This window comes from Phorcysia thermohydrogeniphila (assembly GCF_004339575.1).
Taxonomy (GTDB): domain Bacteria; phylum Aquificota; class Aquificia; order Desulfurobacteriales; family Desulfurobacteriaceae; genus Phorcysia; species Phorcysia thermohydrogeniphila.
The window spans coordinates 235,461-255,592 of record NZ_SMFV01000002.1 but is presented as its reverse complement, the minus strand read 5'-3'; the positions used below and the strand labels follow the sequence as shown (position 1 = coordinate 255,592).

Here is a 20,132-nt window from a genome sequence, read left to right as displayed (position 1 = left end):
AAATAATTATACCCTTTCTCCTCCAAAGGTATCTCCCTGAAGAGCTCTCACCATAGCCACCCTGCCGGTTCTTGCCATTTCCCTGATTCCAAGGGGCTTTATGAGCTCTAAGAAGGCGTCAATCTGCTCCTCGTCCCCTGTAAGCTCTACGGTGTAGGTGTCGTGAGAAACGTCAACTATCTGAGCTCCAAAAATGTCAACAAGCCTCTTTACCTCTTCTTTTTTCTCCGCAGATTCTACGTTTACGCGGACTATGAGGAGCTCCCTGTCAAGCTTCTTCTTATCGGTTAAGTCCCTAACCTTAAAGACGTCTATTATCCGCCTTAGCTGCTTAACTATCTGCTCTATGGTGTGCTCATCACCCTTTGCAACCATAGTGATTCTTGAAATCGTAGGGTCTTCAGTATGGCCAACGTTTAAGCTCTCTATGTTGTAACCGCGGGAGCTAAAGAGTTCAATGATCCTTGCAAGAGCTCCCGGCTGGTTCTCAACAAGAACGCTTATCACGTGCTTCCTGTAACGGGACTTTTCCATAACTACCCCTCTAAACTGCCTTTTTCTCCACCTTCCTGCCGTAGTCCGGCAGTATCATGTCCTTTATAGCACCGCCCGGAGGAACCATAGGGAGGACATCCTCCTCTCTGTCAACAACGAAGTCTATAACAACAGGCCTATCGTTTATAGCCATAGCCTCCTTGAGAACTTTCTCAACGTCCTGAGGCCTTTCAGCTCTAAGCCCGACTCCTCCCATTGCCTCAACGAGCCTTACAAAGTCGGGCTGGACATCAAGGGAGCTCTGAGAGTAGTTCCTGTCGTAGAAGATTCCCTGCCACTGGCGAACCATTCCTAAGAAGCCGTTGTTTATTATCGCAACCTTTATGGCTATCCCGTACTGAACGGCCGTAACTATCTCCTGCATGTTCATCTGGAAGGAACCATCACCAGAAACGCAGAAGACCGTTTTATCCGGTCTCCCAACCTTAGCACCTATCGCCGCAGGAACTCCAAATCCCATCGTTCCAAGTCCGCCAGAAGTTACAAGCTGCCTTGGGAAGCGGAACTTATAGTACTGGGCAACCCACATCTGGTGCTGACCGACGTCAGTCGTGATTATCGCCTCACCCTTCGTTACTTCCCAGATTTTCTGAATGACGAACTGGGGCTTTATAACCCTGTCGCTTGGCTCGTACCAGAGGGGATACCTCTCTGCCCACCTTTTAACCTGCCTTATCCAGCTTTCACGGTGGGCGTAGAGCTCCCTGTTCTTTGCAACCTGTTTTTCAACCTCGGGCAGGAGCTCCTCCATAACGAGCTTTGCATCTCCAACTATAGGTATATCAACGGCCTTGTTCTTACCAATTTCAGCACTGTCTATGTCTATGTGAATAACCTTAGCATTTGGAGCAAACTCAGAAAGCTTTCCAGTAACCCTATCGTCAAACCTTGCACCTATCGCTATTAGGAGGTCGCACTCTGTTACCGCCATGTTGGCAGCGTACGTTCCGTGCATTCCCAGCATTCCAAAGAAGAAGGGATGGTTGCCCGGAACGGCAGAAAGCCCCATTAAAGTAGCAACCATAGGGATGTTGGCGACTTCGGCCATCTTGACGACAAGCTCAGAAGCACCAGAAGAGACGACCCCACCACCGATGTAGAGAACCGGCCTTTCAGCAGAGGCAATAGCTTTAGCTGCCCTCTTTATCTGTCCCGGGTGTCCCTTAAGGACAGGCTTGTAGCTCCTTATCTGAATCGGCGCCTTGTACTCCTCCTCAAAGAAGTCTTCAAGCTCCCTCGTAACGTCCTTTGGCAGGTCAACAAGAACTACGCCGGGACGTCCGGTTCTTGCTATATGAAAGGCCTTCTTAACGGTGTCTGCTAAGTCCTTAACGTCTTTTACTAGAAAGTTGTGCTTTGTTATAGGCCTCGTTATTCCAACGGTGTTAACTTCCTGAAAGGCGTCGTTTCCTATCATGAAAGTTGGAACGTTTCCGGTAAAGGCAACAATGGGAACAGAATCTATCTGGGCCGTCGCAAGGCCGGTTACGAGGTTAGTCGCTCCGGGGCCAGAAGTTGCAAAGCACACCCCAACCTTTCCGGTTACCCTTGCGTAACCGTCGGCAGCGTGGGCTGCCCCCTGCTCGTGCCTTGTTAGGTAGTGCTTAATGGAGCAAAAGGGGAGTCTGTCGTAGATGTCAAGAACTGCACCGCCCGGGTACCCGAATATCCTATCAACTCCCTCAAGCTCAAGAGCCCTTAGGAGAATTTCTGCGCCGGAAAGCTTCATCTGTTCCTCCTGTTTACTTGTAATTGGGAATATTAGCATAAAAGGCTTTTAGTGCCTATATTCCCCCGTGACACTCCTTAAAAGGAGAGTGAGTTTGAAGCTAAAAAGACTCCCATTTCAGGACCCGTACAGAACATTTCTATCCTTAAAAAAGAGGGGTTATCCTGTTAAGTTATTTCTTGATTCGGCAAGTGTAAATCCCAAAACGGGACGTTACTCAGTAATAGCTATCGGATGTGTAGAAGAGCTAAGGTGTAAGGACGACCCTCTTCTCTTTGAGAAGCTCAAGAGTTTCCACAAAAGGCTTTCGCAAAAATACAGAGTAGACAACGTACCTTTTGGGATATACGGCCTTATCTCCTACGATGCAAACAGGTTTCTTGAAAGGATAGAAGGAAAGCAAATTGACGATATAAACTTTCCAGACCTTCTATTTTTCCTTCCAGAAACTACCCTAATATTTGACAACGTTAAAAAGGAGCTCCACGCTGTAACCTTTTCAGAAGTACCGGAGCTCTCCTTAGAACCACCAAACTTTGGAGAGTTTTCAGCAGAGTTTAAAGGCTTTAACATGTCTAAGGAGTACTTTGAGGAGTGTGTTGAGAAAATCAAAGAGTACATAGCTGCTGGGGACACCTTTCAGGTTAACTTCTCCCAGAGAATTGACGTCTACTTTAAAGGGGATATCCTGTACCTCTACCACAAACTAAGGAAGATAAACCCCTCTCCCTTCTCCTTTTTCCTTGACTTCGGTGAAATAAAGGCAGTTTCCTGCTCTCCTGAAAGGCTGATTAAGAGAGATGGGAAACACCTTGAAACAAGGCCTATAGCAGGAACGAGAAGGAGGGGAAGAAACCTTCAGGAAGAGAGGAGACTTGAGGAGGAGCTCTTTCTCTCAGAGAAGGAGAGGGCAGAACACATAATGCTTGTTGACCTTGAGAGGAACGACCTTGGAAGGGTGTGCCGCTACGGTAGCGTAGAGGTTGACGAGCTAATGGTGAAGGAGAAGTACTCCCACGTCATTCACATAGTCTCAAACGTTAGAGGGGAACTAAGAGAAGGACTTGACAGTGTAGACGTTATAAAGGCAATGTTTCCGGGGGGAACCATAACGGGAGCTCCAAAAGTTAGAACTATGGAAATAATTGCAGAGCTTGAACCTACAAGGCGCTCTCTCTACACTGGCTCTGTCGGTTACATCGGCTTTAACGAAACGATGGACCTAAACATAGTAATAAGGACTCTCCTCTTCAGAGGAGATTTAGGATTTCTCCAAGTGGGAGCAGGTATCGTTTGGGACTCTATCCCTGAAAAAGAGTTTAAGGAGACCCTCCACAAGGGGAGGGCCCTCCTAGAAAGCCTTGGAATCAAAGTGTAACCACGGCTACTCGGCAGTTTCTTCTTCCTTCTCCCTTCTGCCGGTCTCCAGTAGGCTTGCAAGCTCAGCAAGGGTTGAGTTTTCCAGCTTCTCTTCCAGAATAGCCCTAATCAGCTTGTTCATCCTCTGCTCGTTGTTTCCAGCAATTCCGTAGAGAACGTAGTATATCCTCTTCGGAAGGGAAAGCTTTACAACCTTGTTAGCTCTTTTTCCGGGTTTCCTTCCTCTTGCCATCTTAGCCTCCCTTGGATGGTTTTACGCACCTAAACGGGCATTCCTACCCGTTCCCTGTCTATCATAGTTACCACAGGCAGTTTTTCAATTACAAACATCACTAATTTGATTGTAACAAATTAGTTAAAAATTCCAAATAAGGTATAAAACAGAGAGATTTATTAGAAGATTTAGACTATTCTCCTGCCGAGAATATCGTGAAGGTGAATTATTCCTCTCACTTCTCTGTCCCTACCCACAACAGGCAGAACAGTTATCTTGTACCTTTCCATAATCTCTATAGCCTTCTCTGCAAAGACATCTTCCTCAACCGTCTTTGGATTTTTGGTCATTATCTCCTCAGCCCGTGTAGAAAAATCCACCCCCCTTTCAAAGGCTCTTCTGAGGTCTCCATCAGTTATTATCCCGACGAGCTTTCCACCATCAAGGACAAGAGTAGCTCCAAGTTTCTTGGAAGAAATCTCATAAATAACGTCTTTAAGAGCCGTGTCAGGTGAAACAGCGGGTATCTCATCGCCTGTCCTCATTAAGTCTTTAACCCTTGAAAGTCTTATACCCAGCTTGCCGCCGGGGTGGAATTTGGCAAAGTCTTGGCTCGTGAACCCTTTCAGCTTCATAAGGACAGCTGCAATAGCATCACCGAGGGCAAGGGTTGCCGTTGTTGAGGTTGTAGGGGCAAGACCGAGGGGACAGGCCTCTTTTTCTACGTGCAAGAGCAGCGTCACGTCGGCAAGCTTTGCCAAGGAGGAGTTTGGATTGTTTGTTACAGCTATAACGGGAATACCAAAGCTCTTTATTATCGGAACGACGTTTAGGAGCTCCGCCGTCTCTCCGCTGTTTGAAACGGCAATAACCGTGTCGTCTCCCCTAACCATACCAAGGTCACCGTGGGCAGCATCGGCAGGGTGGAGGAAAAAGGCCGGAGTTCCGGTACTTGCAAGCGTAGCAGCAATTTTCTTACATATAAGACCTGACTTTCCAACTCCCGTTAAGACAACCCTTCCTTTCGTTTTAAGGAGTATGTCAACTGCCTTTACGAAACTATCGTCAAGACCCTGAGCAAGCTTTTTTAAGGCCTCTGCCTCCTGCAGGATTACTCGCCTTGCTTCATCTACAATGTCCAACCTCAAGCCTCCTTAAGACTTTTTCCCTATACCTCTCCTCGTTGAAGGGATTTTTCTGCCACTCCTTTGGAAAGTTACTCAACCAGCGGTTAAGGTTTCTTACCCTTTTCCTGTTAGTGGGGTGGTCCATAAAGAGCTCCGTTACCCCTGTAGGCTTAAACTTTATTAGAGAGTCAAGGAGCCTAATGGTCTCAACAGAGGCAACGGGATTCCAGCCTGCCTTCCCCGTATAATAGGCACCCATAGCATCTGCTTCAAGCTCTTCCTTCCTGCTGTACCCAGCCACCACGAGGTTGAGAAGAATGTTGAGGAACTCCCTCTCTGCCGGCGAGAGCTCCTTTCCCCCAAAGGTCAGAGAAAGAATAAAGTCCAGTCCGTATATGAACTGTAGCCTCCTAACGGCATGCCTTCCAACAACGTGACCAACCTCGTGCCCAAGAACAAAGGCAAGCTCAGCCTCATTCTTCAAGTGGCGTAAAAGGCCGGTATAGATATAGACCCACCCCCCGGGCAGGGCAAAGGCGTTAATCTCGTCAGAGTCTATGACCTTAAAGTGATAGATAACGTCGTGCCTGTCGCTAACCGCCGCTATTTTATTTCCTACAAACCTAACGTACTCGTTTATAACGGGGTCACGACAGAGTTTGACTTTCCTCTCTACCTGCCTTGCAGCCTGCCTACCGATGTTTACTTCTTGAGGAGTAGGGATAAAAATAAAAGCCTTATCTCCGAAGGGGGAGGTCCTTACAACTCCGCAGGCTGCAAGGAAGGCCAGCAATGATACAATGAGTAGGTGAACATATATTCTCTTCATGTCAGAAATTCTATCAAAGCAAACGGGAACGTATGGCAGAGCTCCGCTACGATTTAAAGCTTTCCTTACAGCTCAAGCTAACCCCGAGCGTTTACCTTCACCTTGAGGTCCTCCAGCTTCCCCTTTTAAAGCTTGAGGAAGCCATAAAGAACGAAATAGAAGAAAACCCACTCTTAGAGCTGGAAGAGGGCGAAGAAGCAGAAAAGGAGATAGAAGAAAGAGAAATCCCTGAGTTTATCTTTGAAGGAGGCAACGTATTTCCGGCAGAGGAGGAAGAAAAAACCGTTATACCTTCAAGGCTTTCCCTGAGAGAATCTCTCCTGCAGCAAGCAGCAGCAGAACTTGAGGGAAAAGAGCTTGAAATAGCTAAGTTGATAATTGAGAACCTTGATGAAAGAGGGTTCCTGAGCCTAACGGAGAACGAGATAGCCAAGGAGCTCTCCGTTCCGACTGAAACGGTTAAAAAGGTGCGCGAAGTTGTTAAGCAACTATCACCAGCCGGCTGCGGCTCTTACTCTGTAAAGGAAGCCTTTAAAGCACAGCTACAGGAATTAGAAGTAACTGAAAAGTTCATATCTGCCATTGACCACTTAGAGCTCCTTTCCAAGAGCAGGAAAGACTTCCAGAAAAAGGTAGGCCTCACGGACAAAGAACTTGAAGAGTTCTTAGCACTCTTAAAAAGACTTGACCCCCAGCCCGGAAACCTCGGAGACTTTAACCTTAGGATAGTTCCCGACCTAAGGGTCTACCTTAAGGACGAAAACGTAATAGTAGAAGTGCTGCAGCCGGGAAGGTTCAACCTGAAAATCAACACTTTCTACCTAAAACACGCCACAAGAGAAGAACTGAAAAAATACATATACGAGAAATACCAGCGGGCTATAAACCTTAAAAAGGCTATAGAACAGAGAAACGAAACTCTAAAAAAAATAGGAAAAGTTGTTTTTGAGCACCAGAAAGAGTTCCTCAAAGACGGAAGAACCCTAAAACCCCTAAGCTACCACGAAGTTGCGGAGAAGCTCTCAATTCACGAGTCAACGATAAGTAGAGCGGTTAAAGATAAGTTTGTTGAAACACCTCACGGCGTTTATCCTTTCAAGTTCTTCTTTAAAAAAGGCATAGGCGGTATTTCAACGGAATCCGTGAAAGAGCGTATCAAACAAATAATTGAAAACGAAGACAAGAAAAAACCTTTAAGCGATAGTAAAATAGCAGAAATTCTGAAAAAAGAGGGGATTAAAATAGCAAGGAGAACCGTAGCAAAGTACAGGGAGGAGATGGGAATACCATCAGCCTTTGAGAGGAGAGAGAAATGAAACTGTTACTTGAAAAGTGTAGAAACTCCTTTGAACCTGAATGGCAAAAAGCTTTAGACTTTATTGAGAAGGAAGAGCTCCCCAACAAAAGGAGAGCTCTAATACTCACAGAGAAGTTACGGGAGAAATTATCCGGCCAGATGCCTAAGTGGCTGCAGGGCGACTTCCTCTTTCACCTTATAAAGCTCTTCTCTTTTTCTCAGTTCTTAGGAGATTTCCTGATAAAACACACACATAAACTACCGGAACTTAAAGAAATCTATAAAAAACGTTTTTTACCCTCAGAGTTTCGGGTAGAGCTCCTTGAAAGTGAAACGGAAAAATCCTTTATGAACAGGCTAAGGGTTTACAAAAACCTTCAGATGTCAAGGGTAGTTCTGCGGGACATACTCGGAATTGCTGACTTTCAGGAGCTTGTCAGGGACGTAACCCTCATACACGACGCCTGTATAAAGGCCGCCCTCTCCTTTGCCGAAAAAGTTCTAGAAGAGCGTTACGGCAAACCTTCCTGTGGATTTGTCGTCGTTGATATGGGAAAAGCAGGAGGTTACGAGCTCAACTACTCCTCCGACATAGACCTCATTTTTGTCTATGAGAGCAGGTACGGCGAAACAACAGGAGGAAGCTACGGAAAGCTCCAGAACCACGACTACTTTACGATACTTTCAAAGTACTTGGTGGAGCTCCTTACTAAAAACACAGACGAAGGCATCTGCATGAACGTTGACTTAAGGCTTAGACCCAACGGAACTATGGGCCCTCTGTGTAACGACATAGAGGCCTTAGAACAGTACTACACGGCCGTCGCAAGGCCTTGGGAGAGATTTGCCCTTTTAAAGGCAAGGCCGTCGGCCGGCGACCTAATGAGAACTGGCACTGAGTTTCTGAAACTGGCGAGAGCTTTTGTATTCAGGAAGTACATAGACCTTACGCTAATTGAGGAGCTCCTGAGGCTTAAAGAGCTCATAAAAACAAAGGTTCTAAAGAAAGGAAAGAAAATTGACCTTAAACTCAGCGAAGGAGGAATCAGAGAGGTTGAGTTTATCGTTCAGGCCTTCCAGCTCATCTACGGCGGAAAACACCCATACATACGCTCAAAGAACACTCTCATAGCCTTAAGAAGGCTCTTTAAATGGGGATTCCTTCAGGAGAAGGAGTATGAAGAACTAAAAGAGGCTTACATTTTTTTACGAAAAGCCGAGCACATGCTCCAGATCACGAACTTCCGTCAAACCCAAACCTTCCACCCCGAAAGTGAAGAGGCAGAAGAGCTTGCTAAAAAGATGGGATTTAAAAGTAGAGAGGAATTCCTTGAGAAACTCCAACACCTCATGGGAACGGTTAACGCTTACTTTAACAAGTTCTTCCCTACAGGAGACAGGAAACCTCTATCTGCCGTTACAACTCTTGAGCTCCAGAAACTTGGATTCAGGGAACCAGAAGAGGTTAAACGCTTTATAGAAGTTCTCCTAAACTTAAAGACGCTCTCTGCAGAAGAGACTAACCGATTAGACGTAATGGGAGAACGCTTCTTGGAGCTCCTCTTTGATGCCCCGGACTCCAAGAACGCCATGAAGAACCTTGTAACCTTTTTTGAGAGAGAAGAGGGAAGGGTCTTCTTCTTCTCCATTCTCTCAGAAATTCACGCCATAAAGCTTCTCTTCTTCCTCCTCTCCACAAAGGATTTTTTCATAAAGCGCTTTAGAGAAACGCCAGAAATCGTTGACTTCATATTTAACCCCGACTACATAGAGAACCCAGTAACAAAGGAAGGCCTCCGCCAAGATTTATTAGAGTTTAAAAACCTCAGGTTTGTGAAGAACTTAGCAGAGGTAAGGGCACTCCTCCGCCTGAGACTAAAGCGAACAGAGGTAGAGGAATTCTTTAAGGAGCTCACAGAAATTGCAGATTTTGTTATTGACACGCTATACGAAAACTCTCCTCAGGCCTTTTCCTTAGCCTCCTTAGGAAAGCACGGAAGTAGGGAAATGAACGTAGAGTCAGATATTGACCTACTCTTTTTCTCAGAGAAACCTCTTGAAAGCACAGAAGGAGCTCTAAAACTTATCAAGGAGCTTGAAAGCTTAGGGTACGAGGTTGACACAAGGCTCAGACCCTTTGGAGAGAAGGGAGAGCTCATATTCACCGTCAAGTACTTTAGGGAGTACACAGAGAAGACTGCACGAGTCTGGGAAAGGCTCGCCTTCACCCGTTTCCGTTTCCTGAAAGGGAACCTCAGGGAAGAAGTAGAAGGAATTGTAAAGGACTTCCTGTTTGGGAAACCCCTTGATAAGGATACCTTACACGAAATACTAACTATGAGAGAAAGGCTTGAAAGAGAGCTTGGAAAAGGGAAGAACGACATAAAGTACTCTGCTGGCGGCGTTGTTGACCTTGAGTTTATTGCTTACATTTACCAGCTCTATTCAAGGAGGCAGTTCGGCAACACCCTAAAAGCCTTGAGAGCTCTATCCGAGAAAACCCCAGAATTTAAAAAGCTAACCCGTCTTTACAGGAAAATCAGAGAGGCAGAGACAGAAAAGAGGCTCTTTGGCAGTTTCATCACCTACAGTGATAGAATTGTCCAGCTCAAAAAGGAGATAAGGGAAGCTTTCGGGGAGTTCGTTGAATGGATAAAGAAAAGAGTCTAAAGGAATACATCAGAGAAATTGTAACTCACCTTGAAGAAGAATACCCATCACTCTTTTTCTACTCTGGCTCAAACGACACGGCCGTTTTAAGGGATTGGTATTCAATGCAGATTCCCCTACACTTTGTCCTCTTAGTCTTAAGCGAAAATCCCCCACAGGGACGTTTTACGCTCTGCGATATAGACAGGCTGGTTAGGGAACGTTTCAAGCAGTTTACCCGCAAAGAGGCCAAGTTTGCCCTTGGTTCTTTACAGGAAGAGACAATTCCCTACAGGAAGCTTGACAAGCTATACACAATACTCAAGTCCATACTACTTGAGCTTGAAATAGATGACCTCTCTATAATAGAGAGGTTAGAGGAGCTTAAAGGCCTTGACAGTTTAAAGGAAATTGAGGAAGAGCTGATAAACCTTGAGGAGAAGTTCTACGACTTCCTCTTCCAGTATTCACCCTATGCAGAGAGCTGTAAACACTTAGCGGTTGAAAAACTTAAACCTTACAGGTTCTACTGGCACGAAAAGGTCTATGAGGTTACAGAGAGAGCTCTCATTAAAAAATGTCTGAGGAAAAAACACGGTATCCCGGAGTTTACTCTGCTATGAAAAGAGAGCTCTACCTTCTCCTTGACTACCCGACATGCAGGGAAGAGAGAGCTCTGAGGATACTAAAGGAACTTCAAAAACTTGGAGTGGAGCTCTTAGAGTTCGTAGCCAAAGGCTACAGGGGAACAGTATTTAAAGGCAAACTTAACAGGAACTTAGTAGCCATAAAGGTAAAGAGGTCTGACGTTCTAAAAGAAAAGCTCATAGAGAAGGAGTGTGAAATCCTCAAACACCTTGAAAACTTTTCAATAAAGACGGAAGAACAGAACCCAGCTCCAAAGGTTCACCAATGCACCGAAGAGTACCTGATAATGGAGTTCATAGAAGGACTTCCTTTTTCCAGAGCTCTAAAAAATTACGACCCAAAAACCGTCGTAAAAGAGGCCTTGAGGAGCTGCTACTTCCTTGACAGGGCAGGAGTTAAACACTCGGAGATAAAGGGAGAAAAGCATCTCCTCTTTGATGGTCAGAGAATAAGGGTAATAGACTTTGAAAGCGCTAAGTTTTCAGAAAGGCCAAGGAACTTACTCCAGTTTGTCGGCTACCACTTGATAAGGAGGAAGGAGCTCCTTAGAGAACTCGGGATAAGTCAGGAAAGGGTAAGGGAACTGATAGAGCTCTACAAGGAAAACCCGGACGAAGGTTTTAAGGCTTTTATATTGGAACTGCGAAAATAGAAAAGGGGGAGCTGAGGCTCCCCCCTCCTCAACTTATCTATCTTTACTTCATAGTAGAATAAATCACAAGGGAGGTAACGAGAACTATCAGAAGGTATGTCCCGAAAACGCCAAAGAACATCAATTTCCTAATGGGGCTGTTTTCCATCCTTCCCTCCTGTAATAAATGCTTTTAAGCTCTTAAGCTCAGCCTCAAACCTGTCACGGTTCAGGAAAACAATAACGTAATGACCAACAATACCCTTAAGGGCAAACATTGCAGATAGGATAAATACAAGCCTTGAGAAAAAGTATGCTGATGTTCCCGGTTCAAAGACCACTTTCCACAGGTAGAGCGTCGGGAGTAAAAGGGCACCGCCAACAATCAGGAAATAGGTAAAGAGGTTAGGCCTGAAGAAACTGAGTTCCTCCTTGAACTCCTCCCTCAGGAACCTTTCCACCTCTTCCCAGCTTTCGGTTTGCTGGTAGAGGTAAAGGGCTTTGTCAATTAAATCCTTTCTTTCAGGGAGGAACTTTTCCTTCAGGCCAATGATGGCGGCCATTTACCCTCCTCATAGTAAAGGAGAGAGGGAACTAAGCCCCCTCTCCCTCAAACTTTGATTTTGCAAGGCTGTAGGTGATGAAAGCTACCGCAACCCACCAGATAAAAGCTATTATAAGCCACATATCTCCCTCCTTTAAGCCCTAGCCTCTTCAATTTCTTTCTTAATGGACTCAGCAGAAATCTTAAAGAGGAACATCTTGTAAACCCAAGCTTGGTAAGCAATAACAATTGGTGTAAAGATGATGGCTGCTACAAGCATAACGGTAAGAGTATAGTTACTGGAACATCCGTTGTAGATGGAAATTGAGTGTTCAAGTCCATAGCTTGAAGGAACTGCCAACGGATAAGCGCCAAACATAACAGCAAAGCCTGCAAAGAGGAAAGTAAGAGTAGAGAAGAGAAATGCCTTAGCACCGTTCATGTTTTTAACGGCAAAGAAGTAACCTACTGCAGACAGAGCGGCAAGAACTATAAGTGTGAACTCAATAGCGGGGAATCTAAAGAGAGCATGTTCAAGAACGCCGTTGTTTAGCATAGATGCTATCTCTTTTAGCATATCTTCAGGAAGGTTCAGGTACTTAACGTTTTCAGGGTCTTTAATCTTGAAGGAAATTGTGTAGGCAATTCCAGTACAAACAACGTACATAATCACAAAGAGTGGCCATACCTTAAGAGCTATGTTCCTTGCCCTTTCAGCAACTTCACCTTCAGTTTTCCAGATGAGCCATGAAACACCGTGAAGGATGATGAAGAGAACAGTTGTTACACCAACGAGAAGTCCAAAGAGACCGTGGAAGGTAAATGGATTAACGAGATTGATAAAACTCATTGGGAACTTCTCAGCATAAACAAAGCCTTTGAGCATTTCACCTTCTATAGCAGAGTTCTTAATTGGAATACCTGCCAAGATGTTACCTACTGCAACACCGATAAGGAGAGCAACTATCAAGCTTGACCAGAAGATACTCTGGTCCCAGAACTTCCTCCAACCTTCACTCTCTTCCTTGCTCCTGAACTCAAAGGATACAGCTCTATAGATGAGAGCTAAGAGAACTACAAAGAGAGCAATGTAGAGGGAGCTAAATAGAGCGGCGTAAAGCTCAGGAAAGGCAGCAAAGGCCGCACCACCAGCAGTAATGAACCAAACTTCGTTACCGTCCCAAACAGGACCGATAGCGTTAATGGTAACCCTTCTTTCTATGTCTGTCTTGGCAACAATGGTATGAAGGATACCTACACCAAGATCAAAACCGTCTGTAACGATGTAACCGGCAATAAGCACGGTTACAAGGATTGTCCATATGGTAGGTAAATCAAAGTGCATCTCTCACCTCCTCCATTAATAGAGTTCTGTTTCTTTTTCTGGACCCTTGGTTGCAAACTTGGCAAGGAGGTAGAAGTCTGCAATCGCAAGTCCAACGAAGGTTAGGACGAAGATTACGTAGGTAATCACAACTTCAACGTTTGTAAGCGGGGATACAGCCTGAGCAGTTTTAAGTCCAATTTCAGGAAGAATGAACTTTCCGTAGTCGTCAGTAAGTGGGTAAACAATCCAAGGCTGTCTTCCAACTTCTGCAAAGGCCCATCCAAGCCAGCAAGCAATGTATGGAAGCGGAAGTGAGTAGAGAGCCATCTTGAGGTAACCAGTGCTGTTCTCAAGGTTTTTGTACTTCATAAGACCGAGAAGGAAGAGAATTACAAAGTAGAATCCAAGGTAAACCATTGTGTGGAATGCCCAGAAGTTGAAGTTAACAGGTGGGATGTAGTCACCCCGTCCAAACTGAGCCTCAAACTGCTTTTGGAGTTCCTTAGCTCCTTTAATCTCTGCGTCAAAGCTGTGAGCTGCGAGGAAGCTGAGGAGTCCCGGTATTGGAAGGGGTATCTCTATAACGTTCTCTTGCTTTTCTTCATCAGCCCAAGCTACAAGCAGGATGTTAGCCCCTTTCTTTGTTTCCCAAAGAGCTTCACCTGCTGCAAGTTTTGTTGGCTGAGTCTTAGCAACCTCATGGGCGTGGATATCACCGATAACGATTTCACCAACAGAAGCAATGAAGCCAAAGATAAGAGCTATGTAAGCAGACTTCTTGAAGAACTCTACGTGCTGCTTCTTAAGAATATGGTAAGCACTAATTGAAAGAACAAATACTGCAGAAAGAACCATTCCTGCAGTAGAAGTGTGCCAGAACTTCACGTCCGCTACAGGGTTGAAAACAATTCCCCACCAGTCTACAAGCTCTGCCCTCTTTCCTGCAGCAGCCTCAACCACTTTTGCCCCGACAGGGTGCTGCATCCACCCGTTAGCAATGAGAATCCAGAGAGCGGAAAGGTTTGAACCTATGGATGAAAGCCAAGCTGCAAGTAAGTGAACTGCCTTTGGAACTTTGTCCCATCCAAAGATGTAAACTCCCATAAACGTGGACTCCATGAAGAAGGCGAGAAGTCCTTCAACTGCAAGGGGAGCTCCAAAAATATCACCAACGAACCTTGAGTAAACTGACCAGTTCATACCAAACTCAAACTCGTGAACAAGCCCTGTAGCTACTCCAAGGGCGAAGTTAATAGCAAAGAGCTTGGCCCAGAACTTGGCCATGTCACGGTAGATTTCCTTGTTGGTGGTGTAATAGAGGGTCAACATGATTGCAGAGATAGTTGATAGACCAAGAGTCAATGGCACGAATAGGAAGTGGAAAAAGGCTGTCATCGCGAACTGCAGTCGCGACACCAGTAGTACAAATCCTCCGTCCATTGCGGCACCTCCCTAAGGGTTTTTATTTCCAATTGCAATCTATTTCACGCTTGGCAGAATGATTATATCAAAACCCTGTTAAACTGGACAGGAATCTAATATGCTGAATATTGAACATATCTTATATTATCTCCGTCCCTATCCCTTCCTGCGTAAATATCTCCAGTAAGACAGAGTGCTTAACTCTTCCGTCAATGATGTGAGCCTTTTTCACCCCTCCAGTAAGAGCTATCTCGCAAGCTTTCACTTTCGGAATCATACCCCCCGAAACGGTACCGTCCTCAATTAGAGAGGAAAGTTCCTGACGGGAAATAGACCTAATAAGGTTGCCCGACCTGTCCTTTATCCCCTCCACGTCTGTAAGCATAACCAGTTTTTCAGCTTTCAAAGCTGCAGCAACCTCCCCCGCAACAAGGTCTGCGTTTATGTTGTAAGCCTCGTAGTCTTCCCCTATCCCAACCGGAGCTATTACAGGTATAAACTTAGACTCAAGAAGCTTTATGACAATCTCTGGGTTGACCTTTTTAACCTTTCCAACAAAACCAAGGTCAATAATCTCAGGTGCTTTTACCTCTGAAAGGTACTTCCGAGAGTCTATCTTTTCGGCGACTATCAAGTTGCCGTCCTTGCCAGAAAGACCAACGGCACTTCCGCCGTGGGAGTTTATGAGCTTAACGATTTCCTTGTTAACCTTTCCAACGAGAACCATTTCAACGACGTTCATAGTTTCCCTATCTGTAACCCTCATACCACCAACAAAGCGAGTAGGAATGTTGAGCTTCTTTAGGAACTCCCCTATCTGAGGTCCCCCGCCGTGAACGACAACCGGGTTAATTCCAATGTACTTGAGAAGAACAACATCCTCGGCAAAGGCACTCTTTAACTCGTCGTCAACCATTGCATTACCGCCGTACTTGATAACAACCGTCTTACCGTAAAACTTCCTTATGTAGGGAAGGGCTTCCAGCAGAACCGTAGCCTTTTCTATGAGTTCTTCCATATTTCCTCTCCACCTATTGCTATTTAATAGGAAATTTCCAATATTATAAGGAAAGCAAAACTCACAAAGGGGCGAGGAAATGGACCAAAACACCATTCTCGGAATAATCTGCACTATTATAGCAATAGCTCTTCCCCTTTCATTCGCTATCTTAGCTTGGAAACACACCTTGGAAGAGAAGAGGAGAGAAAAAACCGGTGGAGAGAATAGTAGTAGGAATAACAGGCGCGAGCGGCTCTATTTACGGTAAAAGAACCGTTGAAGTCTTGGTAACTCACGGTTACGGCGTTGACCTGATATTCTCCGAGACGGGGAAGAGAGTATTTGAATATGAGACGGGACTAAAACCCGAGGAGTTTGTTAGGGAGCTCCCAAAAAGTCAGGTTAACCTCTTTAGTCCAGAAGACCTCTTTGCTCCCCCCTCAAGCGGCTCCTACAGAACCAAAGGAATGGTAATAATCCCGTGTTCAGCAGGAACCTTAGGGCACATAGCAAATGGAGTAACGAGCAACCTGATTCACAGAGCAGCCGATGTCACGCTTAAAGAGAAAAGACCTCTTGTCCTCGTTTTCAGGGAAACGCCGGTAAACAGAATTCACGTGGAGAACATGCTCAAAGCAATAGATGCAGGAGCTACCGTCCTCCCGGCATGTCCCGGCTTTTACGGCAAACCATCATCGCTTATGGAGCTCGTTGATTTCGTAGTTGAAAAGGCCTTAAGGTTACTTACCGGCAGAAGTTTTAACCTTACGGAAGACTGGAAAGGGAAGTAATCTCTCCTGTCAACCTTTTAACCGTAAAGGGTATAACATCACTAATCTTGGGAGCTCCCAAAATGAGCATGAGTAACCTATCAAAGCCAAGAGCTACTCCCTCACAAGGAGGCAGAGGCTTTCGGCGTAGGAGTTCCAAAAAACCTAAATCTACAGCTTTTTCTCCCTTCTCAAGGAACTTTCTCCTGTAGTCCTCAAAATCTGTTAGCTCCGTGTAACCGTTGGCAACCTCAAGACCCGCAATGTAGAGCTCAAACCTCTCGGCAAAATTTCCCTTTACCTTAGCCATTGCAGAAAACTTCTTAGGGTAGTCGTAGAGGAAAACAGGAACGTCAACCTCAGAAAGAGCCGGCTCTACCCTCTCAACGAGAAGTTTAAAAAATCCATCTTCGTAATTTTCCTCCTTAGAAAAAAATCTTACCTCCTCCTCGTCAAAGACGTCCTTAACGCCCGCAAACTCCCTAAAAGCCTCAGAGACCGTCAGGTAGAGAGGGCTACTTGGCTTTACCTTCTTTCCCTTAAAAAGGAACTCCACCTTTCCGCAGGCTTCAAGAACTGCTTTAACAAGTTCAAGAGTTTCGGCCATTCCGACCCTATAATCTCCATCCACCCTATACCACTCAACCATAGTAAATTCAACGTTGTGGGTATCCGTTACTTCTCCGTCCCTAAAGACTTTACAGACCTGAAAAATCCGCTCGGCACCGTACCACAAGAGCCTTTTCATAAAAAACTCAGGGGAGGTGTGGAGGTACCAATGGTAGCTTTTTCCCGCAAAATCTTGAAAGGGAACCTTTACGTTTTTAACGTTTGAATCTGGGTTTTCATAAGGGACAAGGAGAGGCGTTTCAACTTCCAAGAAACCTTGAGAGTAGAAAAAGTCTCTAACGGCTTTTAGAGCCCTTGAACGAAGGCTAAGGATTTCCACTTCCATTAACTCGCCTCCCATAATAAACTTTAACTGTCATGAAAGTGGGAATAATATCCGACATTCACAGTAACTACCACGCCCTTGAGGCAGTAGCCAAGGAGCTCCAAAAAGAAAAAGTAGACGAAATATGGTGCTTAGGCGACGTTATCGGCTACGGAGCTTTCCCGAACGAGTGCTTAGAATGGGTACTTGAAAACTGCTCCCAGTTCATCCTCGGAAACCACGAGCTTGCCCTTCTAAGCTTTGTTGACATAACGGCACTTAACGATTACGCTGCAAGGGCAATCCTCTGGACCAAAGAAATGGTAAAGCCCTCCCTCTTAAACAAGTTGATGGAAAAGGGAGTTCAGGCTTTTACCCAAAGTTATCAGTTAGTTCATGACACGCCTGTAGCTCCGGGAAGTATGGAGTACATCTTAACAGCAGAGGATGCCTACTCAGCCCTAATAAGACAGGTTCGTCCTGTGTGCTTTTTTGGTCACACACATATACCCGTTGCCTACGAGCTAAAAGGTGCAAGTGCGGCTAAGCTCTCTGCAAGCGAAATAACTCTTAGCTCAGGAAGATACCTAATAAACCCGGGAAGCGTCGGTCAACCACGGGACAGGAACCCTGATGCCTCGTTTATAATCGTCTCTGACGGTAAGGTTTACTTCCGCAGAAAAAGCTACGACGTAAAAAGCGCAGCAAAGGCCATACTGAAAGAAGGTCTTCCAGAATTTTTAGCAGCAAGACTACTTGCGGGGGTGTAGGATGAAAGGTTACATGCTCATAGGAGGGAAGAAAGTTTTTAAGCATGAAGAGATTGAAATCTTTTTCCCTTACGATGGCTCCTTAATCGGCACCATTCCGAGGGGTAAAGAAGAAGACGTAAAACTCGCCGTTGAAGCTGCAAAAGTAGGCTTTGAAAAGATGAAAAAAATGACGGCTTATGAACGTTACCAGTGTCTTCAGAAAGCGGCAAGGATTCTCTCAAGTAGAGCTCCAGAGTTTGCGGAGCTCCTAACGTTGGAAGTCGGTAAAACCATAAAGGAATCAATGGGAGAAGTGGGAAGAGCCGTTAATACAATAACCTTGGCGGCAGAAGAGGCCAAAAGAGTCCTCGGAGAGGAAGTCCCCTTTGACGCAGCTCCCGGAATTAAGAACAAAGTAGGCTTTTACAGGAGAGTTCCAATAGGACTAATAGGTTGCATCACTCCCTTTAACTTCCCCCTAAACCTAACCTGCCACAAGGTAGCTCCTGCCCTTGCAGCAGGAAACAGCGTGATAATAAAGCCATCTGAAAACACCTCTTTAACGGTCATAAAGCTGGCTGAAGTCCTTATAGAGGCCGGATTCCCACCAGAAGCGGTAAACGTCGTCACAGGTTACGGGGAGGAGGCCGGCGACGCCCTTGTAAGGAACAGCGACGTTAGGATGATTACCTTCACCGGAAGCGTTGAGACAGGAAAGATAATAATGAGCCGTGGCGGGCTTAAAAAGTATGCGATGGAGCTCGGTTCAAACGCGGGCGTTTATATAGACGAGGATCAGGAAGAGAAGCTCACAGCAATTGCCGAAAAAGTTGCAAGGGGTGGATTTGCCCTTGCCGGACAGGTTTGTATATCCGTTCAGAGAGTATTCGTCCACGAAAAGCTGTTTGAGCAGTTCGTTGAGGAAATAACAAAGTTCACGAAAACCCTGAAAGTAGGCGACCCGAGAAAAGAGGAAACAGACGTTGGACCTGTAATAGACAAAAACGCTGCTGACAGGATTATGGAGTGGATAGAGGAAGCGGTCGCCCTTGGCGGTCAAGTTGTATGTGGTGGCAGGAGGTTAAGCGATACCCTCATTGAGCCGACAATCGTTACAAACGTTCCCGAAAAAGCCAAGCTCTTTTCAAAAGAGGTCTTTGGCCCAGTAATCCTCGTAAACAGGGTCTCCGGACTTGAAGAGGGAATTAAACAGGTCAACAACTCTCCTTACGGACTTCAGGCCGGAATCTTTACGAATAACATCAAAGCGGCCTTCAAGTTCGTAGAAGAAGTTGAGTGCGGCGGAATTATGGTTAACGAGATTCCAACCTTCAGAGTTGACCAGATGCCCTACGGCGGCGTTAAGGAAAGTGGCATAGGAAGGGAAGGCCCCCACTTTGCCATTGAGGAAATGACAGAAATTAAGACTATATGCTTTGATCTAAATTAATTAGGGCAGGTTTTCCTGCCCTTCTATACATAAAAAGTAAAAAGGGGGATAAAGCCCCCTTACTTTAAGAGCTCTGCGGCCTCTTTTGCCGTTTTACCCTCGTGGACTATTGCAGCGATAGCTCTAACGATTTTCTCCGGATTTTCGTGTTGGAAGGCATTCCTTCCGATTGAAACGCCCTTACCACCAGCCTTCATTGCTCCTTCAACCATTTCAAGGATCGCCATGTCACTGTCCATCTTTGGACCACCAGCAATAACAACAGGAATAGGACAGCCCTCAGTTACCTTCCTGAAAGACTCTGGATCTCCGGTGTACGGAACTTTAACGATGTCAGCTCCCAGCTCCGCAGCAACCCTTGCACAGTGGGCAACAACGTCAGGGTCAAACTGATCCTTGATATGCTCACCGCGGGCATACATCATAGCAATAAGGGGCATTCCCCACTCAAGACACTTTTCAGAGATCCTGCCAAAGTCCTCAAGCATCTTATCTTCGTTCACATCCCCCAAGTTTACGTGGATAGAAACACCATCTGCTCCAAGCTTTATAGCTTCTTCAACAGAACAAACAAGGACTTTTGAGTTTGGTTTCGGAGAAAGAGCAGTACTTGCTGAAAGGTGAACGATAAGTCCAACGTCTTTACCGCGTCTTCTGTGACCGTGCCTCACAAGTCCCTTGTGGATGATTACGGCATTAGCGCCACCATTGGCAACTTTATCTATTGACTCCCTGATGTCTATAATGCCCGGAATCGGCCCCATTGAAACACCGTGATCCATCGGGATAATAACAGTGTTCCCCGTTTCCCTGTTAATAATTCTTTCCATTCTTATCTCTTTTCCGATTTTCATTATGGAAACCTCCAAATGGA

Annotated in this window: 19 protein-coding genes; 8 read left to right on the top strand and 11 right to left on the bottom strand. The window is 45.6% G+C overall.

Going from position 1 to position 20,132, the window contains the following annotated elements:
- Positions 1 to 6 precede the first annotated feature (6 nt).
- Positions 7 to 534, bottom strand: a complete 528-nt coding sequence (ilvN, locus tag CLV27_RS03930) for an acetolactate synthase small subunit (protein ID WP_132526027.1) — start codon at positions 532 to 534, stop codon at positions 7 to 9.
- A 10-nt stretch (positions 535 to 544) separates the two neighbouring features.
- Positions 545 to 2,284, bottom strand: a complete 1,740-nt coding sequence (gene ilvB / locus CLV27_RS03925; protein WP_132526025.1) for a biosynthetic-type acetolactate synthase large subunit — start codon at positions 2,282 to 2,284, stop codon at positions 545 to 547.
- A gap of 94 nt (positions 2,285 to 2,378) precedes the next feature.
- Between ilvB and CLV27_RS03920 the strand changes: the two genes are divergently transcribed.
- The gene (locus CLV27_RS03920) at positions 2,379 to 3,662 is read left to right on the top strand and encodes an anthranilate synthase component I family protein (RefSeq protein WP_132526023.1); all 1,284 of its coding nucleotides are present in this window, start codon (positions 2,379 to 2,381) and stop codon (positions 3,660 to 3,662) included.
- A gap of 6 nt (positions 3,663 to 3,668) precedes the next feature.
- On the opposite strand, the gene CLV27_RS03915 is transcribed toward CLV27_RS03920, so the two are convergent.
- From CLV27_RS03915 to CLV27_RS03905, 3 genes are all read right to left on the bottom strand, one after another.
- Positions 3,669 to 3,896, bottom strand: a complete 228-nt coding sequence (locus CLV27_RS03915; protein ID WP_132526021.1) for a hypothetical protein — start codon at positions 3,894 to 3,896, stop codon at positions 3,669 to 3,671.
- A 170-nt stretch (positions 3,897 to 4,066) separates the two neighbouring features.
- The gene (locus CLV27_RS03910) at positions 4,067 to 5,026 is read right to left on the bottom strand and encodes a KpsF/GutQ family sugar-phosphate isomerase (RefSeq protein ID WP_132526019.1); all 960 of its coding nucleotides are present in this window, start codon (positions 5,024 to 5,026) and stop codon (positions 4,067 to 4,069) included.
- Positions 5,004 to 5,834, bottom strand: coding sequence for a M48 family metallopeptidase (locus CLV27_RS03905; protein WP_132526017.1), 831 nt, complete (start codon positions 5,832 to 5,834; stop codon positions 5,004 to 5,006). The genes CLV27_RS03910 and CLV27_RS03905 overlap by 23 nt, the downstream gene beginning before the upstream one ends.
- A 32-nt stretch (positions 5,835 to 5,866) precedes the next feature.
- Here CLV27_RS03905 and rpoN point away from each other — a divergent pair, with 32 nt between their 5' ends.
- From rpoN to CLV27_RS03885, 4 genes are read left to right on the top strand one after another with little or no spacing between them, the layout of a single operon-like run.
- Positions 5,867 to 7,150 carry an RNA polymerase factor sigma-54 gene (gene rpoN / locus CLV27_RS03900; RefSeq protein ID WP_132526015.1) on the top strand — a complete coding sequence of 428 codons (1,284 nt, stop codon included), beginning with the start codon at positions 5,867 to 5,869 and terminating at the stop codon, positions 7,148 to 7,150.
- Positions 7,147 to 9,801, top strand: a complete 2,655-nt coding sequence (locus CLV27_RS03895) for a [protein-PII] uridylyltransferase family protein (RefSeq protein WP_132526013.1) — start codon at positions 7,147 to 7,149, stop codon at positions 9,799 to 9,801. The genes rpoN and CLV27_RS03895 overlap by 4 nt, the downstream gene beginning before the upstream one ends.
- The gene (locus CLV27_RS03890) at positions 9,780 to 10,403 is read left to right on the top strand and encodes a hypothetical protein (protein ID WP_132526011.1); all 624 of its coding nucleotides are present in this window, start codon (positions 9,780 to 9,782) and stop codon (positions 10,401 to 10,403) included. Before CLV27_RS03895 ends, CLV27_RS03890 begins: the two co-directional genes overlap by 22 nt.
- A complete protein-coding gene (locus CLV27_RS03885) occupies positions 10,358 to 11,080 on the top strand; it encodes a protein kinase domain-containing protein (RefSeq protein WP_132526009.1) in 723 nt (240 codons plus the stop codon). The genes CLV27_RS03890 and CLV27_RS03885 overlap by 46 nt, the downstream gene beginning before the upstream one ends.
- A 128-nt stretch (positions 11,081 to 11,208) precedes the next feature.
- On the opposite strand, the gene CLV27_RS03880 is transcribed toward CLV27_RS03885, so the two are convergent.
- The 4 genes from CLV27_RS03880 to argB all read right to left on the bottom strand — a co-directional run bounded on the left by CLV27_RS03880 (position 11,209) and on the right by argB (position 15,370).
- Positions 11,209 to 11,622, bottom strand: a complete 414-nt coding sequence (locus tag CLV27_RS03880; protein ID WP_132526007.1) for a hypothetical protein — start codon at positions 11,620 to 11,622, stop codon at positions 11,209 to 11,211.
- Positions 11,623 to 11,757: 135 nt separating this feature from the next.
- Positions 11,758 to 12,948, bottom strand: a complete 1,191-nt coding sequence (cydB, locus tag CLV27_RS03875) for a cytochrome d ubiquinol oxidase subunit II (RefSeq protein WP_132526005.1) — start codon at positions 12,946 to 12,948, stop codon at positions 11,758 to 11,760.
- A gap of 15 nt (positions 12,949 to 12,963) precedes the next feature.
- On the bottom strand, positions 12,964 to 14,370 hold the full coding sequence (locus CLV27_RS03870) for a cytochrome ubiquinol oxidase subunit I (RefSeq protein ID WP_132526003.1): 1,407 nt from the start codon (positions 14,368 to 14,370) through the stop codon (positions 12,964 to 12,966).
- Positions 14,371 to 14,491: 121 nt separating this feature from the next.
- On the bottom strand, positions 14,492 to 15,370 hold the full coding sequence (gene argB, locus CLV27_RS03865) for an acetylglutamate kinase (protein ID WP_132526000.1): 879 nt from the start codon (positions 15,368 to 15,370) through the stop codon (positions 14,492 to 14,494).
- 197 nt (positions 15,371 to 15,567) lie between these two features.
- Here argB and CLV27_RS03860 point away from each other — a divergent pair, with 197 nt between their 5' ends.
- Entirely contained in the window at positions 15,568 to 16,143 is a 576-nt protein-coding gene (locus CLV27_RS03860; RefSeq protein ID WP_132525998.1) for a UbiX family flavin prenyltransferase, read from the top strand.
- On the opposite strand, the gene CLV27_RS03855 is transcribed toward CLV27_RS03860, so the two are convergent.
- Entirely contained in the window at positions 16,118 to 17,077 is a 960-nt protein-coding gene (locus CLV27_RS03855) for an amino acid--tRNA ligase-related protein (protein ID WP_132525996.1), read from the bottom strand. The two genes, CLV27_RS03860 and CLV27_RS03855, sit on opposite strands and share 26 nt — an antisense overlap.
- Before the next feature lie 32 nt (positions 17,078 to 17,109).
- Here CLV27_RS03855 and CLV27_RS03850 point away from each other — a divergent pair, with 32 nt between their 5' ends.
- Both CLV27_RS03850 and CLV27_RS03845 read left to right on the top strand, forming a co-directional pair.
- A complete protein-coding gene (locus CLV27_RS03850; protein WP_132525994.1) occupies positions 17,110 to 17,826 on the top strand; it encodes a metallophosphoesterase family protein in 717 nt (238 codons plus the stop codon).
- A gap of 1 nt (position 17,827) precedes the next feature.
- The gene (locus tag CLV27_RS03845) at positions 17,828 to 19,258 is read left to right on the top strand and encodes an aldehyde dehydrogenase family protein (protein WP_132525992.1); all 1,431 of its coding nucleotides are present in this window, start codon (positions 17,828 to 17,830) and stop codon (positions 19,256 to 19,258) included.
- A gap of 59 nt (positions 19,259 to 19,317) precedes the next feature.
- Here CLV27_RS03845 and CLV27_RS03840 read toward each other — a convergent pair whose 3' ends face one another.
- On the bottom strand, positions 19,318 to 20,112 hold the full coding sequence (locus CLV27_RS03840) for a 2-amino-3,7-dideoxy-D-threo-hept-6-ulosonate synthase (RefSeq protein ID WP_132525990.1): 795 nt from the start codon (positions 20,110 to 20,112) through the stop codon (positions 19,318 to 19,320).
- Between the last annotated feature and the right edge of the window lie 20 nt (positions 20,113 to 20,132).